Origin of the sequence: Variovorax sp. LjRoot84 (assembly GCF_964254305.1) — a bacterium.
GTDB lineage: Bacteria > Pseudomonadota > Gammaproteobacteria > Burkholderiales > Burkholderiaceae_C > Variovorax.
This window is the reverse complement of record NZ_CAXUTE020000001.1, coordinates 4,645,585-4,659,673: the sequence shown is the minus strand read 5'-3', so window position 1 is coordinate 4,659,673 and position 14,089 is coordinate 4,645,585. Positions and strand designations below refer to the sequence as shown.

Below are 14,089 nucleotides of genomic sequence, written 5' to 3'. Positions count from 1 at the left end.
TTTCATTTCAGTACTGGACCTTCTTCTCGACATAGCGGAACTGGATGATCGTCAGCACCACGACGATCGCCATCAGCACCACCGACTGGGCCGCCGAGCCGCCGAGGTCGAGGGCGCGGAAGCCGTCGTGCCAGACCTTGTAGACCAGGATCGCCGTGTCGCGGCCCGGGCCGCCCTCGGTGGTCGCATGCACGATCGCGAAGGTGTCGAAGAAGGCATAGACGATGTTGATCACCAGCAGAAAGAAGGTGGTCGGCGAAAGCAGCGGAAACTGAATCGTGATGAAGCGCCGCAGCGGGCCGGCGCCATCGATGGCCGCGGCTTCGATCAGCGCCTTCGGAATGGACTGCAGGCCGGCGAGGAAGAACAGGAAGTTGTAGGAAATCTGCTTCCACACCGCGGCCACCACGATCAGCGACATCGCGTGGTTCGAGTTGAGCAGGTGGTTCCATTGGAAACCCATGCGGCCGAGCCCGTAGGCCACGATGCCGATGGCCGGCGAGAACATGAAGATCCACAGCACGCCCGCGATGGCCGGTGCGACGGCATAGGGAATGATGAGGAAGGTCTTGTAGAACAGGCCGCCGCGCAGGATGCGGTCGGCGAAGATCGCGAGCATCAGCGAGATCGCGATGCCGCAGCCCGCCACCAGGGCAGAGAACAGCGCGGTGATCTGGAAGGACTCGACGTAGGCCGGGTCTTCGAACAGGGTCTTGAAGTTCTCGAGGCCCACCCAGACGGTCGAGGTGCCGAAAGCGTCCTCCGACTGCATCGACTGCATGACGGCCTGGCTCGCCGGCCAGAAGAAAAACACCAGGATCACCGCCATCTGGGGCGCGATGAGCAGCCACGGCAGCCACGAGGAGCGGAACAGAACGCGTTTTTCCATGAAGCCTTCGAATGAAGAAACCCGCCGGGCTCCGGGTGGAGCGAGGCGGGCGAGAGTCTACTGCGGCGCCGAATTCACGGCGCCTGACGTCCAGGCCGGCAAAGGCGTCAGCCCTTGTTCGCTTTCTGGAAGCGCTCGAGCTGCTCGTTGCCGCGCTGGATCGCGGCGTCGAGGGCTTCCTTCGGCTGTTTCTTGCCCGACCAGATCTGCTCGGTCTCCTCGTCGATGATGGTGCGGATCTGCACGAAGTTGCCGAGCCGGATGCCGCGCGACTTGTCGGTCGTCTTGCGGATCATCTGCGTGACCGCCACGTCGGTGCCCGGCTTCTCCTTGTAGAAGCCGGACTTGTCGGTCAGCTCGTAGGCCGCAGTGGTAATGGGCAGGTAGCCCGTGCGCTTGTGGCTGGCGGACTGCACGTCGGGCTTCGACAGGAAGTTGAAGAAGTCGGCCACGCCCTTGTATTCGGCCGGCTTCTTGCCCGCCATCACCCACAGGCTGGCGCCGCCGATCACAGTGTTCTGCGGCGCGCCTTGCACGTCGGGGTAGTAGGGCAGCGTCGAAATGCCGTAGGCGAACTTGGCGTCCTTGGAGACACGCGCGTACAGGCCGGAGGAGCCCGTGAACATCGCGCATTCACCGGCCGGGAAGGCGGCGTCCGGCACGTTGCCGCGGCCCTTGTAGACGAAGAGGCCCTGCTTGGCCATGTTCGCGAGGTTCTCGAAGTGACGCTGGTGCAACGGCGAGTTGAATGCGAGGCGGGCATTGGTGCCGCCGAAGCCGTTGTTCTGCGTTGCGAACAGCGTGTTGTGCCAGGCCGAGAAGCTCTCGAGCTGGGTCCAGCTCATCCAGCTGGTCGTGAAGGGGCACTTGTGGCCGCTGGCCTTGAGCTTGGCCGCCGCGGCCACCACTTCGGGCCAGGTCGTCGGCGCCTTGTCGGGATCGAGGCCGGCGGCCTTGAAGGCGTCCTTGTTGTAATAGAAGATGGTCGTCGAGCTGTTGAACGGGAAGCTCAGCATCTGGCCGTTGGGTGCCGTGTAGTAGCCGGCGACGGCCGAAATGTAGGCCTTCTGGTCGAACTTGGCGCCGCCTTCCTTCATCACATCGCCCACCGGCTTGATGGCGTTCTTGGAAGCCATCATGGTCGCGGTGCCGACTTCGAACACCTGCAGGATGTGGGGCGCATTGCCCGAGCGGTATGCCGCGATGGCGGCGGTCATCGATTCATCGTAGGTGCCCTTGTAGGCGGGCACGACCTTGTATTCTTTCTGGCTCTCGTTGTATTGCTTGGCGAGGTCGGTGACCCATTCGCCGAGGGGCCCGCTCATGGCGTGCCACCACTGGATCTCGGTTTGGGCGTGCGCCGGGATGGACAGCGTGGCGGCCAACGCCGAGGCGACGGCGAGCGTATTGAATCGCATGAAGACTCCTGAGGGGAAAGAAAAGCGCGGATGCTAGGCGGCGCGTATGACACGGCTGCGTCACATTTGTCGCACGGCGAGGGGGCTCGTCCAACCGGGGAAACCCTTTTGGCGCATGGCCGCACACCCCGCTTGCTGCGCCGCACCATGCTAGCATCGCCCTCCGATTTTTCAGCCCGTCGCCGGGGCTTCCATGAGCAAGACCTCCCTCGACAAAAGCAAGATCAAGTTCCTTCTGCTCGAAGGCATCCACCCCTCGGCGGTCGAGGTGCTGCGGGCCGCGGGCTACACGAGCATCGAGACGCTCGCCGGCGCGCTGCCGGAGGCGGAGCTCAAGGCCCGCGTCGCCGACGTGCACTTCCTGGGCATCCGCTCGCGCACGCAGCTGACGGCCGACGTGTTTGCCGCTGCGCAGAAGCTGGTCGCAGTCGGCGCCTTCTGCATCGGCACCAACCAGGTCGATCTGGATGCGGCGCGCGAGCACGGCGTGGCGGTCTTCAACGCGCCTTACTCCAACACGCGCTCGGTGGCCGAGCTGGTACTGGCCGAGGCCATCCTGCTCTTGCGCGGCGTGCCCGAGAAGAGTGCGGTGGCGCATCGCGGCGGCTGGCTCAAGTCGGCCGAGAACGCCTTCGAGATCCGCGGCAAGACGCTGGGCATCGTGGGCTACGGCTCCATCGGCGCGCAGCTGTCGGTGCTGGCCGAGGCGCTCGGCATGCAGGTGGCTTTCTTCGACGTCGTCACCAAGCTGCCGCTGGGCAACGCGCGCCAGGTGCGCGAGCTGCACGATCTGCTGGCGCAAAGCGACATCGTGAGCCTGCACGTTCCGGAGACCCAGGCCACGCAATGGATGATCGGCGCGGCCGAACTCGCGGCCATGAAGCCGGGCGCGATCCTGATCAACGCCTCGCGCGGCACCGTGGTCGAGATCGATGCGCTGGCCGAATCGCTCAAGCAAAAGAAGCTGCTGGGCGCCGCGATCGACGTGTTCCCGGTCGAGCCGCGCAGCAACAAGGACGAATTCCAGTCGCCGCTGCGCGGGCTGGACAACGTGATCCTCACGCCGCACATCGGCGGCTCGACGATGGAGGCGCAGGCCAACATCGGCCTCGAAGTGGCCGAGAAACTGGTGAAGTACAGCGACAACGGCACCTCGACCTCCTCGGTCAACTTCCCCGAGGTGGCGCTGCCGGCGCACCCGGGCAAGCACCGGCTGCTGCACATCCACCGCAACGTGCCGGGCGTGCTGTCCGATATCAACCGCGTGTTCGCCGAGAACAACATCAACATCGCCTCGCAGTTCCTGCAGACCAACGAGAAGGTGGGCTACGTGGTGACCGACATCGATGCCGCGTACTCCGATCTCGCGCTCGAAAAGCTGGCGAAGGTGCCCGGCACCATTCGCAGCCGGGTCCTCTTCTAGACCCCCGGGCAAGGTGCGCGGGGCTGACTTAAAATTCATGCCCCTGGTTCATGGGCGCGCAGCGCCCGACCGAGGCCACTCCCCGATGAATGCTCCGACCGCGTTGACGGCGTTGTTGTCGCAGGCCGAAGAGCCCGCGCGATTGCGTGAGATCCCTTACAACTACACGAGTTTTTCCGATCGCGAGATCGTGATCCGCCTCCTGGGCGAGCGCGGCTGGGAACTGCTGCAGACGCTCCGGGCCGAGCGCCGCACCGGCCGTTCGGCGCGCATGCTCTACGAGGTGCTGGGCGACATCTGGGTGGTGCAGCGCAATCCCTACCTGGTCGACGATCTGCTGGACAACCCGCGCCGGCGCGGCCAGCTGGTCGATGCGCTCAACCACCGCCTGTCCGAGGTGCAGAAGCGCCGCACGCCGGACGCGGCCGCGCAGCGCGACGCGCTGGTCGGCGAGCTGACCGCGCTGGTGGCCCAGGCGGTGCAGGCCTTCGACACCATGTTCCGCGATGTGGCGGCGCTCCGGCGCAAGGCCACGCGCGCGCTGGGCCGGCTCACGGCCAAGGACAACATCAAGTTCGACGGCCTCTCGCGCGTGTCGCACGTGACGGATGCGACCGACTGGCGGGTCGAATACCCCTTCGTCGTGCTCACGCCCGACACCGAGGTCGAGATGGCCGGGCTGGTCAAGGGCTGCATCGAGCTGGGGCTCACCATCATTCCGCGCGGCGGCGGCACCGGCTACACCGGCGGCGCGATCCCGCTGACCTGGAACAGCGCCGTCATCAACACCGAGAAGCTCGAGGCGATGACCGAGGTCGAAATGGTCTCGCTGCCCGGGCTCGATGCGCCGGTGCCCACCGTCTGGACCGAAGCCGGCGTGGTCACCCAGCGCGTGGCCGATGCGGCCGAGCGCGCGGGCTTCGTGTTCGCGGTCGACCCCACCTCGGCCGAAGCCTCCTGCGTCGGCGGCAACGTCGCGATGAACGCGGGCGGCAAGAAGGCGGTGCTCTGGGGCACCGCGCTCGACAACCTGGCCTCCTGGCGCATGGTGACGCCCGAGGCCGAGTGGCTCGAAGTCACGCGCATCGGCCACAACCTCGGCAAGATCCACGACGCCGACAGCGCGGTCTTCGATCTGCAGTACTTCGCGGCCGACGGGAAGACCAAGCTGCGCAACGAGCGGCTCGAGATCGTCGGCAAGACCTTCCGCAAGGAAGGCCTCGGCAAGGACGTGACCGACAAGTTCCTCTCGGGTCTGCCCGGCATCCAGAAGGAAGGTTGCGACGGCCTCATCACCAGCGCGCGCTGGGTGGTGCATCGCATGCCGGCGCACACGCGCACTGTCTGCCTGGAGTTCTTCGGCAATGCCAAGGACGCGGTGCCCAGCATCGTCGAGATCAAGGATTTCATGTTCGCGGAGCAGAAGCGCTCCGGGGTGCTGCTGGCCGGTCTCGAACATCTGGACGACCGCTACCTGAAGGCAGTGGGCTACGCGACCAAGTCCAAGAAGCACGGTGGCCTGCCGAAGATGGTGCTGTTCGGCGACATCGCCGGCGACGATGCCGATGCGGTCGCGCGCGTGACCTCCGAGGTGGTGCGCATCGCCAACTCGCGCAGCGGCGAAGGCTTCATCGCGATCAGCCCCGAGGCGCGCAAGAAGTTCTGGCTCGACCGCAAGCGCACGGCCGCCATCAGCAAACACACCAACGCCTTCAAGATCAACGAGGACGTGGTGATCCCGCTGCCGCGCATGGCCGAGTACACCGACGGCATCGAGCGCATCAACATCGAGCTCTCGCTTCAGAACAAGCTTGCGCTCGCCGACGAGCTCGAAGCCTTCTTCGTGCGCGGCAACCTGCCGCTGGGCAGAAGCGACGATGCCAGCGAGATTGCGTCGGCCGAGCTGCTGGAAGACCGCGCCGCCCAGGCCGCGGCGCTGGTGCGCGAGGTGCGGGCGATGTGGCAGGGCTGGCTCGATGACATCGAAGCGCTGTTCCCGCAGCTGCAGGACCACTCGTTGCGCGCGAGCTGGAAGATGCAGATCCGTGCGCCGCTTGCGGCCATCTTCAGCGGCGCCGAGTTCGCGCCGATCCTGGCCGAGTGCAATGCCATCCACCAGCGCGTGCTCAAGGGCCGCGTCTGGATCGCGCTGCACATGCACGCGGGCGACGGCAACGTGCACACCAACATCCCGGTCAACAGCGACAACTACGAGATGCTGCAGACCGCGCATGCCGCGGTGGCACGCATCATGGTGCTGGCACGCAGCCTCGACGGCGTGATCTCGGGCGAGCACGGCATCGGCATCACCAAGCTCGAATTCCTTTCCGACGCGGAGCTGCAGCCCTTCACCGACTACAAGAAGCGGGTCGACCCGGAAGGGCGCTTCAACAAGGGCAAGCTGCTGCGTCCCGTGCTCGGCGATGGCGGCCCGCTGCATGCCGACTTGACCAACGCCTACACGCCCAGCTTCGGCCTCATGGGCCACGAATCGCTGATCATGCAGCAGAGCGACATCGGCGCCATTGCCGACAGCGTGAAGGACTGCCTGCGCTGCGGCAAGTGCAAGCCGGTGTGCGCGACGCACGTGCCGCGCGCCAACCTGCTCTACTCGCCGCGCAACAAGATCCTCGCGACCTCGCTCCTGGTGGAGGCTTTCCTCTACGAGGAGCAGACCCGGCGCGGCGTCAGCATCAAGCATTGGGAAGAGTTCGAGGACGTGGCCGACCACTGCACGGTGTGCCACAAGTGCCTGACGCCTTGCCCGGTCGACATCGACTTCGGCGACGTGTCGATGAACATGCGCAACCTGCTGCGCAAGATGGGCCAGAAGTCCTTCCGGCCCGGCAATGCGGCGGCGATGTTCTTCCTCAACGCCACCAATCCGCAGACCATCAAGATGATGCGCACCGGCATGGTCGATATCGGCTTCAAGGCCCAACGCCTGGCCAACGACCTGCTGCGGGGCCTGGCGAAGAAGCAGACCGCGGCACCGCCGGCCACGCTGGGCCCGGCGCCGGTCAAGGAGCAGGTGATCCACTTCATCAACAAGAAGATGCCGGGCGGGCTGCCCAAGCAGACCGCGCGCGCGCTGCTGGACATCGAGGATGCCGACTACGTGCCGATCATCCGCAACCCGAAGGCGACCACCTCCGAGACCGAGGCCGTGTTCTATTTCCCGGGCTGCGGCTCGGAGCGTCTCTTTTCGCAGGTGGGCCTGGCCACGCAGGCGATGCTGTGGCATGCGGGCGTGCAGACCGTGCTGCCGCCCGGCTATCTGTGCTGCGGCTACCCGCAGCGCGGCAGCGGCCAGTACGACAAGGCGGAGAAGATGATCACCGACAACCGCGTGCTGTTCCACCGCGTGGCCAACACGCTGAACTACCTCGACATCAAGACGGTGGTGGTGAGCTGCGGCACCTGCTACGACCAGCTGCAGGGCTATCAGTTCGACAAGATCTTCCCGGGCTGCAGGATCATCGACATCCACGAGTACCTGCTCGAGAAGGGCATCACGCTAGGTGACGCCGCTGGTGGCGGCTACCTGTACCACGACCCCTGCCACAGCCCGATGAAGCTGCAGGATCCGATGAAGACCGTCAAGGCGCTGGTCGGCGACAACGTGCTCAAGAACGACCGCTGCTGCGGCGAGTCCGGCACGCTGGGCGTGACGCGCCCGGACATCTCGACGCAGATCCGCTTCCGCAAGGAAGAGGAGCTGAAGAAGGGCGAGGCCGCGCTGCGCGACAGTGGCATGGTGGGGCCCAAGGCCAACGTCAAGATCCTCACCAGCTGCCCGAGCTGCCTGCAGGGCCTGAGCCGCTACGGCAACGACCTGAACAACGGCCTGCTCGAAGCCGACTACATCGTGGTCGAGATGGCGAACAAGATCCTCGGCGACGACTGGATGCCCGAGTACGTGGCCGCGGCCAATCAGGGCGGCATCGAACGCGTGCTGGTATGACGCGCGCGGCTGGCTGCCCTTTGTGCGACGCGCCTGGCGGACGTCTGGTCTTCGAGGCTGCGAAGTTTCGTGTCATCCATGCTGCGGAAGCGGGCTTTCCCGCGTTCTATCGCATCGTCTGGAAAGACCACGTGGCCGAGTGGTCCGATCTGGGGCCGGAAGACCGCGCGTTGTGCATGGATGCGGTGGTCGCCGTGGAGCAAAGCCTGCGCAACGCCCTGACGCCGGCCAAGATCAACCTCGCGGCGCTGGGCAACATGGTTCCCCACCTGCACTGGCACGTGATCGCGCGCTTCGATTGGGACCCGCGTTTCCCGGGGTCGGTCTGGGCCGAAGTGCAGCGCGAGCCCAATCCGGAACGCGAGGCCGGGATCGAAGTCAAACTGCCATCGCTGGAACGCGAGATGATCCAGCGCCTGGCGACAAGGAGTTTCTGATGGCAGGTTTGCAAGCCGGCGCGCCGACGCCGCAATCGATCACCGTGCACAACCAGTCGCGCGTGCTCGAAGTGGGCTTTTCCGACGGTGCCACCTTCCGCATCCCCTTCGAGCTGATGCGCATCTATTCGCCCTCGGCGGAGGTGCAGGGACACGGGCCGGGCCAGGAAGTGCTGCAGACCGGCAAGCGCAACGTCGGTCTGCTGGACCTGCAGCCGGTCGGCAACTACGCGGTTCAACCGAGCTTCTCCGACGGCCACGATACCGGCATCTTCTCGTGGGACCTGCTGTACGAACTCGGCGCCAAGCAGGACGAACTCTGGGCCGAGTACGAGCGGCGCCTGGCCGCTGCAGGCGTCGACCGCGATGCGCCGATGGCCGAGAAGGGCGGCCACGCCTGTGGCAGCCACTGAGCGCCGCGTTCTTTGGCCCAAAGCAACGAATGACCGCCGTCCCTGCGGGGTCGTCGGCTTGATGTGAACGCTTCCGGCCTAACATCGGGTGCATGAGCAGTACCCATTTCGGTTTCGAACCGGTCGAGGAAAGCGACAAGGCACGGCGCGTGCGCGGCGTGTTCGACTCGGTCGCAACACGCTACGACCTCATGAACGACCTGATGTCGGCGGGCCTGCATCGTGCCTGGAAGGCCTACACGGTGATGGTCGCCAACGTGGGCGAGGGCTCGAAGGTGCTCGACATCGCGGGCGGCACGGGCGACCTCGCACTGGCCTTCGCGAAGAAGGTGGGCGCAAGCGGCGAGGTGGTGCACACCGACATCAACGAAGCCATGCTGCGCACCGGCCGCGACCGGCTGCTCGATGGCGGCGTCGCGCTGCCCACGCTGGTGTGCGATGCCGAGAAGCTGCCCTTCCCGGATGATCACTTCGATGTCGTGTGCGTCGCCTTCGGCCTGCGCAACATGACGCACAAGGACCTCGCACTGAAGGAAATGAACCGCGTGCTGAAGCCGCGCGGCAAGCTCCTGGTGCTCGAGTTCTCCAAGGTCGCCAAGCCGCTTTCCAAGGTCTACGACTGGTATTCGTTCAAGGTGCTGCCGCTGCTCGGCAAGGTGGTGGCGGGCGACGATGCGAGCTATCGCTACCTGGCCGAGTCGATCCGGATGCATCCCTCGCAAGAGGAGCTCAAGACCCTCATGAAAGAGGGCGGTTTCGGACATGTGGACTATCACAACATGACCGGTGGCGTTGTCGCCCTGCATGTTGGAATCAAGTGCTGATGAAGAAATTTTTTGCCGAAAGAGGAGACGTCATGAAGAGTTTTTGGTCCGTTTTGCTGGTGTGCGCGCTGGCCGCTGTGAGCATCGACGCCGACGCACGCCGCCTGGGCGGCGGAACGTCGATCGGCAAGCAGTCGGGCAACGTGACGCAGCGCGAGGCAACGCCCACTGCGCCGGCCGCGCCCGGCGCCCCCGCACAGAACGTGAACAGCGCTGCGGCCAAGCCGGCCGCGGCCGCGCCCGCTGCGGCGGCGCCCAAGCGTCCGTGGGCCGGCATGCTCGGCGGCCTGGCCGCGGGCCTCGGCCTGGCCTGGCTTGCGCATTCGCTCGGCCTCGGCGCAGCCTTCGGCAACATCCTGCTGATCCTCCTGCTGGTGGTCGCGGCCGTGGTCGTGTGGCGCATCTTCGCGGCGCGTTCGCGCGCCAACGGCGCGTCCCGCAGCGGCGGCTTCGCGTTCCAGGGCGCAGGCCATCCCGCTGACGCCACGGCGCCTTCGCAGTACAGCCCGAACAACGTCGGCAACGACGCCTCGGCCCGTCCGTGGGAGCGCAACACCGCGGCCTTCGACGCCAGCCCGGCGCAGCAGCCCGATCACCCGGCCGAGCGCAGCACCGGCGGTTCGTCGATGGCGGGCGCGGCAGCGGCCGGTGGCAGCCTGATCGGTTCGGCCTTGGGCGGCTCGCAGTCCTGGGGCATCCCGGCCGGCTTCGATGTCGACGGTTTCCTCGCCGCTGCCAAGCGCAACTTCGTGACCCTGCAGGACGCCTGGGACCGCGCCGACATCGGAACCCTGCGTTCGATGATGACCGACGGCATGGTCGGCGAGATCCGCCAGCAGCTGGCCGAGCGCGAGAACCACACCGGCGGCCAGCCGAACAAGACCGAGGTCGTGATGCTGGATGCCAAGCTGCTGGGCATCGAGGAACTGCCCGATGCCTACCTGGCCAGCGTCGAGTTCTCCGGCATGATCCGCGAGGACGTGTCCTCCGGCCCGAGCCCCTTCCGCGAAGTCTGGAACATGACCAAGCCGACCAGCGGCACGAGCGGCTGGCTGGTGGCCGGCGTGCAAGCTCTGCAGTAAAAGCACGCAGCGCCGCGGCCGGGAGGCCGACGGCTCAGGAATAATGGGGACATGGTCACACCATCGTCCCCATTTTCTTTTCTCGACGACTTCGTCAACCGCGTCGGCAGCCGCCTGCAGCCGCCGGATTGGGTCGTCCACGAGGTCCAGCACCGCGCCGTGCTGTTTCTCAACCACGTGCTGCAGCAGGAACCCGAGGCCCAGCAGCGGCTGATGCGCCAGCAGGGGCGGGTGGTCCAGTTCGAATGGCGCTTCGTCACGATGAAGTTCGTGGCCACGCCGGCCGGCCTGCTCGACCTGGCGCCCGAGGACGCCCTCTCCGAGCTCACGCTCGCGGTGACCGAGGAATCCCCGTTCGGCCTCGCGCGGGCCGCGTTCCGCGGCGACAAGCCGCCGGTGCGCATCGAAGGCGACGTGCAACTGGCGGCCGAGGTCAACTGGCTGGTCGACCACGTGCGCTGGGACGTCGAGGATGACTTGGCGCGCGTGATCGGCGACGTTCCCGCCCACACCATTGCCACCGGCGCCGGGCGCGTGGTGGCGGCACTGCGGCAGTTCGTCGGTGAGCGCGGCGGCAAGGCCGCCGGGCCCGCAGGCCCCGAATGAGGCGTTTCTACCGCGGCATCGTCATCGTCCTGGTCGCGCTGCGCTACGGCCTCGACGAGCTCGTGCTCACGAGCTTCCAAAAGCCCTGGCTGCGCGTGGTGGCGCGCGTCGTCTCGATCGGCCGCAATCTCGACGCGCCGCGCGGCCAGCGCCTGCGCGAAGCACTGGAGAGCCTGGGGCCGATCTTCGTGAAGTTCGGGCAGGTGCTGTCGACGCGGCGCGACCTGCTGCCTGCCGACATCGCGGACGAGCTGGCCTGGCTGCAGGACCGCGTGCCGCCCTTCGATTCGAAGGTCGCGATCGCGACCATCGAGCGCGCCTTCCGCCGGCCGGTGGGCGAGATCTTCGTGCAGTTCGACGAGACGCCGGTGGCCAGCGCGTCGATCGCGCAGGTGCATTTCGCGACCATCCGCGACACCGGCGGCGCCGTGCGCGAGGTCGCGGTCAAGGTACTGCGGCCCGGCATGCGCGGCGTGATCGAGAAGGACCTGGAACTCATGGCCATGATGGCCGCCTGGGTGGAGGGATTGTCGGCCGATGCCAAGCGACTCAAGCCGCGCGAGGTGGTGGCCGAGTTCGACAAGTACCTGCACGACGAGCTCGACCTGGTGCGCGAGGCCGCCAACGCCGCCCAGTTGCGGCGCAACATGAGCAAGCTCGAACTGGTGATGATCCCCGAGATGCTCTGGGACTTCTGCCATCCCGAGGTGATCGTGATGGAGCGCATGAAGGGCGTGCCCATCGCCCAGCTCGACCGCCTGCGGGCGGCCGGCGTCGACATCCCGAAGCTGGCGCGCGACGGCGTCACCATCTTCTTCACGCAGGTGTTCCGCGACGGCTTCTTCCATGCCGACATGCATCCGGGCAATATCCAGGTCAGCCTGGACCCGGCCACTTTCGGGCGCTACATCTCGCTGGACTTCGGCATCATCGGCACGCTGACCGAGTCCGACAAGGAGTACCTGGCGCAGAACTTCGCCGCCTTCTTCAGGCGCGACTACAAGCGCGTGGCCGAGCTGCACCTCGAGAGCGGCTGGGTGCCGGAGGGCACGCGCATCGACGAACTCGAGGGCGCGATCCGCACCGTCTGCGAGCCTTACTTCGATCGCCCGCTGAAGGAGATCTCGCTCGGCATGGTGCTGATGCGGCTGTTCCAGACCTCGCGCCGCTTCCACGTCGAGATCCAGCCGCAGCTGGTGCTGCTGCAGAAGACCTTGCTCAACATCGAGGGCCTGGGCCGCCAGCTCGATCCCGAACTCGATCTCTGGCACACGGCCAAGCCTTTCCTCGAGAAGTGGATGAGCGACCAGATCGGCCCGCGCAAGCTGCTGGAGCAGCTGCGCGCCGAGGCGCCGCGCTACGCCAAGCTGCTGCCCCAATTGCCTCGGCTTCTGCACGATTTCCTCGAAAATCGGCCGGCCGACCACCGGCGCGAACTGATGGAACTGCTGGCCGCTCAAAAGCGGACCAACCGGCTCCTGCAGGCCATCATCTACGGTGGCATAGGTTTTGTATTGGGGTTGATCGCGATGCAGGTGCTGGTGCGCGTGCGTCTTTTCTGAGAGGAGATTTCGTCGTGCTGCTGACCCTGGTCATCATCTACCTGCTGCTCACGATCGCCGTCGGCCTGTATGCGGCCAAGCGCGTGAAGAACACCACCGATTTCGCGATCGCCGGGCGCCATCTGCCGCTCTACATGATCGTGACGACCACTTTCGCCACCTGGTTCGGCTCCGAAACGGTGCTCGGCATCCCGGCCAAGTTCATCGAAGGGGGCCTGAACGGCGTGGTCGAGGATCCTTTCGGCGCCGGCACCTGCCTGATCCTGGTCGGGCTCTTCTTCGCCGGCAAGCTCTACCGCATGACGCTGCTCACCATCAGCGACTATTACCGGGAGCGCTTCGGCCGCACCATCGAGATCGCCTGCTCGCTGATCATCATGCTGAGCTACCTCGGCTGGGTGTCGGCGCAGGTCACGGCGCTCGGGCTGGTGTTCAACCTGCTGTCGGGCGGCGTCATCAGCATCCCGATCGGCATGGTGATCGGCGTGGTCTCGATCCTGGCCTACACGCTGTTCGGCGGTATGTGGTCGGTGGCGGTGACCGATTTCATCCAGATGATCATCCTGGTGCTGGGCCTGGCGGTGATCGCGATGTTCGCCGGCAACATGGCCGGCGGCGCCGACAAGGTGATCGCCTTCGCCGCCAGCAAGGACCTGTTCCGGTTCTGGCCGGAGCCGAACTTCAAGGACATCATCTTCTTCTTCGCCGCCGCGATCACCATGATGCTCGGCTCGATCCCGCAGCAGGACGTGTTCCAGCGCGTCATGTCGGCCAACAGCGTGAAGGCCTCGACGCGCGGGCCCGTGATCGGCGGCGTCGCGTACATCCTGTTCGCCGCCGTGCCGATGTTCCTGGTGGCGAGCGCGCTCCTGATCATGCCGGAACAGACTGCGACGCTGCTGAAGGAAGACCCGCAAAAGGTGCTGCCCATGCTGGTGCTCGAGAAGATGCCCTTCGTGATGCAGGTGTTCTTCTTCGGCGCGCTGCTGTCGGCCATCAAGTCGACGGCCTCGGCCACGCTGCTGGCGCCGAGCGTGACCTTCACCGAGAACATCTGGCGCCAGTTCCGGCCGGCCGGCAGCGACAAATCCAACCTGATGACGATGCGCATCACGGTGCTGCTCTTCAGCGTCGCCGTGCTCGCCTATGCGATCCGCATGCAGGGCACGCCGATTTACGAGCTGGTCTCGGGCGCCTACCAGGTGCCGCTGGTGGGCGCCTTCGTGCCGCTGGTCTGCGGCCTGTACTGGCAGCGCGCGACGACCCAGGGCGCCATTGCGGCGGTCGTGCTGGGCATCGGGGTCTGGCTGCTGTTCCTGGCCATGCCTTGGGGCGAGCAGTTCCCGGCACAACTGGCCGGTGTGCTGGCGGCCTTCGCCGGCATGTTCGCCGGCTCGCTGGCGCCACAGTGGGTCTCCAACACCCGCACGCCGCATCGTCCGCTGGCCGTCGACCCCGCCTGAGCGGCGGT

11 protein-coding genes are annotated in these 14,089 nt (G+C 66.2%); 9 read left to right on the top strand and 2 right to left on the bottom strand.

Annotated elements, in window-relative coordinates:
* Positions 1-7 precede the first annotated feature (7 nt).
* Positions 8-889 (bottom strand): sn-glycerol-3-phosphate ABC transporter permease UgpA, encoded by an 882-nt coding sequence (gene ugpA, locus ACSQ9I_RS23145; RefSeq protein WP_436314606.1) that lies wholly within the window; start codon positions 887-889, stop codon positions 8-10.
* 107 nt (positions 890-996) lie between these two features.
* The gene (gene ugpB, locus ACSQ9I_RS23140; RefSeq protein ID WP_436314605.1) at positions 997-2,307 is read right to left on the bottom strand and encodes a sn-glycerol-3-phosphate ABC transporter substrate-binding protein UgpB; all 1,311 of its coding nucleotides are present in this window, start codon (positions 2,305-2,307) and stop codon (positions 997-999) included.
* A gap of 193 nt (positions 2,308-2,500) precedes the next feature.
* On the opposite strand from ugpB, the gene serA reads away from it, so the two are divergent.
* The 9 genes from serA (at position 2,501) to ACSQ9I_RS23095 (ending at position 14,081) form a co-directional block, all read left to right on the top strand.
* Entirely contained in the window at positions 2,501-3,730 is a 1,230-nt protein-coding gene (serA, locus tag ACSQ9I_RS23135; protein ID WP_436293341.1) for a phosphoglycerate dehydrogenase, read from the top strand.
* Between the two features lie 85 nt (positions 3,731-3,815).
* The gene (locus tag ACSQ9I_RS23130; protein ID WP_436314604.1) at positions 3,816-7,694 is read left to right on the top strand and encodes a DUF3683 domain-containing protein; all 3,879 of its coding nucleotides are present in this window, start codon (positions 3,816-3,818) and stop codon (positions 7,692-7,694) included.
* Positions 7,691-8,131, top strand: coding sequence for an HIT family protein (locus tag ACSQ9I_RS23125; protein WP_436314603.1), 441 nt, complete (start codon positions 7,691-7,693; stop codon positions 8,129-8,131). Before ACSQ9I_RS23130 ends, ACSQ9I_RS23125 begins: the two co-directional genes overlap by 4 nt.
* A complete protein-coding gene (locus ACSQ9I_RS23120; protein ID WP_093105804.1) occupies positions 8,131-8,544 on the top strand; it encodes a gamma-butyrobetaine hydroxylase-like domain-containing protein in 414 nt (137 codons plus the stop codon). The genes ACSQ9I_RS23125 and ACSQ9I_RS23120 overlap by 1 nt, the downstream gene beginning before the upstream one ends.
* Before the next feature lie 92 nt (positions 8,545-8,636).
* Positions 8,637-9,368: a bifunctional demethylmenaquinone methyltransferase/2-methoxy-6-polyprenyl-1,4-benzoquinol methylase UbiE gene (gene ubiE / locus ACSQ9I_RS23115; RefSeq protein ID WP_436314602.1), complete on the top strand. Its 732-nt coding sequence runs from the start codon at positions 8,637-8,639 to the stop codon at positions 9,366-9,368.
* 32 nt (positions 9,369-9,400) lie between these two features.
* Complete coding sequence (locus ACSQ9I_RS23110; RefSeq protein WP_436305132.1) at positions 9,401-10,450, top strand: Tim44 domain-containing protein; 1,050 nt, start codon at positions 9,401-9,403, stop codon at positions 10,448-10,450.
* Between the two features lie 51 nt (positions 10,451-10,501).
* Positions 10,502-11,056 carry a ubiquinone biosynthesis accessory factor UbiJ gene (locus ACSQ9I_RS23105; RefSeq protein ID WP_436314601.1) on the top strand — a complete coding sequence of 185 codons (555 nt, stop codon included), beginning with the start codon at positions 10,502-10,504 and terminating at the stop codon, positions 11,054-11,056.
* Positions 11,053-12,618, top strand: a complete 1,566-nt coding sequence (gene ubiB, locus ACSQ9I_RS23100) for a ubiquinone biosynthesis regulatory protein kinase UbiB (RefSeq protein ID WP_436314600.1) — start codon at positions 11,053-11,055, stop codon at positions 12,616-12,618. Before ACSQ9I_RS23105 ends, ubiB begins: the two co-directional genes overlap by 4 nt.
* A 14-nt stretch (positions 12,619-12,632) precedes the next feature.
* Positions 12,633-14,081 (top strand): sodium:solute symporter family protein, encoded by a 1,449-nt coding sequence (locus ACSQ9I_RS23095; protein WP_093105815.1) that lies wholly within the window; start codon positions 12,633-12,635, stop codon positions 14,079-14,081.
* The last annotated feature ends 8 nt before the right edge of the window (positions 14,082-14,089 follow it).

Excerpts from the sequence above, each read along its gene's own strand:
- ACSQ9I_RS23105 (WP_436314601.1), top strand. The coding sequence starts at position 10,502 with ATGGTCACACCATCGTCCCCATTTTCTTTTCTCGACGACTTCGTCAAC.
- ACSQ9I_RS23110 (WP_436305132.1), top strand. The coding sequence starts at position 9,401 with ATGAAGAGTTTTTGGTCCGTTTTGCTGGTGTGCGCGCTGGCCGCTGTG.
- ugpA (WP_436314606.1), bottom strand. The coding sequence starts at position 889 with ATGGAAAAACGCGTTCTGTTCCGCTCCTCGTGGCTGCCGTGGCTGCTC.
- serA (WP_436293341.1), top strand. The coding sequence starts at position 2,501 with ATGAGCAAGACCTCCCTCGACAAAAGCAAGATCAAGTTCCTTCTGCTC.
- ugpB (WP_436314605.1), bottom strand. The coding sequence starts at position 2,307 with ATGCGATTCAATACGCTCGCCGTCGCCTCGGCGTTGGCCGCCACGCTG.
- ACSQ9I_RS23120 (WP_093105804.1), top strand. The coding sequence starts at position 8,131 with ATGGCAGGTTTGCAAGCCGGCGCGCCGACGCCGCAATCGATCACCGTG.
- ubiE (WP_436314602.1), top strand. The coding sequence starts at position 8,637 with ATGAGCAGTACCCATTTCGGTTTCGAACCGGTCGAGGAAAGCGACAAG.
- ACSQ9I_RS23125 (WP_436314603.1), top strand. The coding sequence starts at position 7,691 with ATGACGCGCGCGGCTGGCTGCCCTTTGTGCGACGCGCCTGGCGGACGT.
- ubiB (WP_436314600.1), top strand. The coding sequence starts at position 11,053 with ATGAGGCGTTTCTACCGCGGCATCGTCATCGTCCTGGTCGCGCTGCGC.
- ACSQ9I_RS23130 (WP_436314604.1), top strand. The coding sequence starts at position 3,816 with ATGAATGCTCCGACCGCGTTGACGGCGTTGTTGTCGCAGGCCGAAGAG.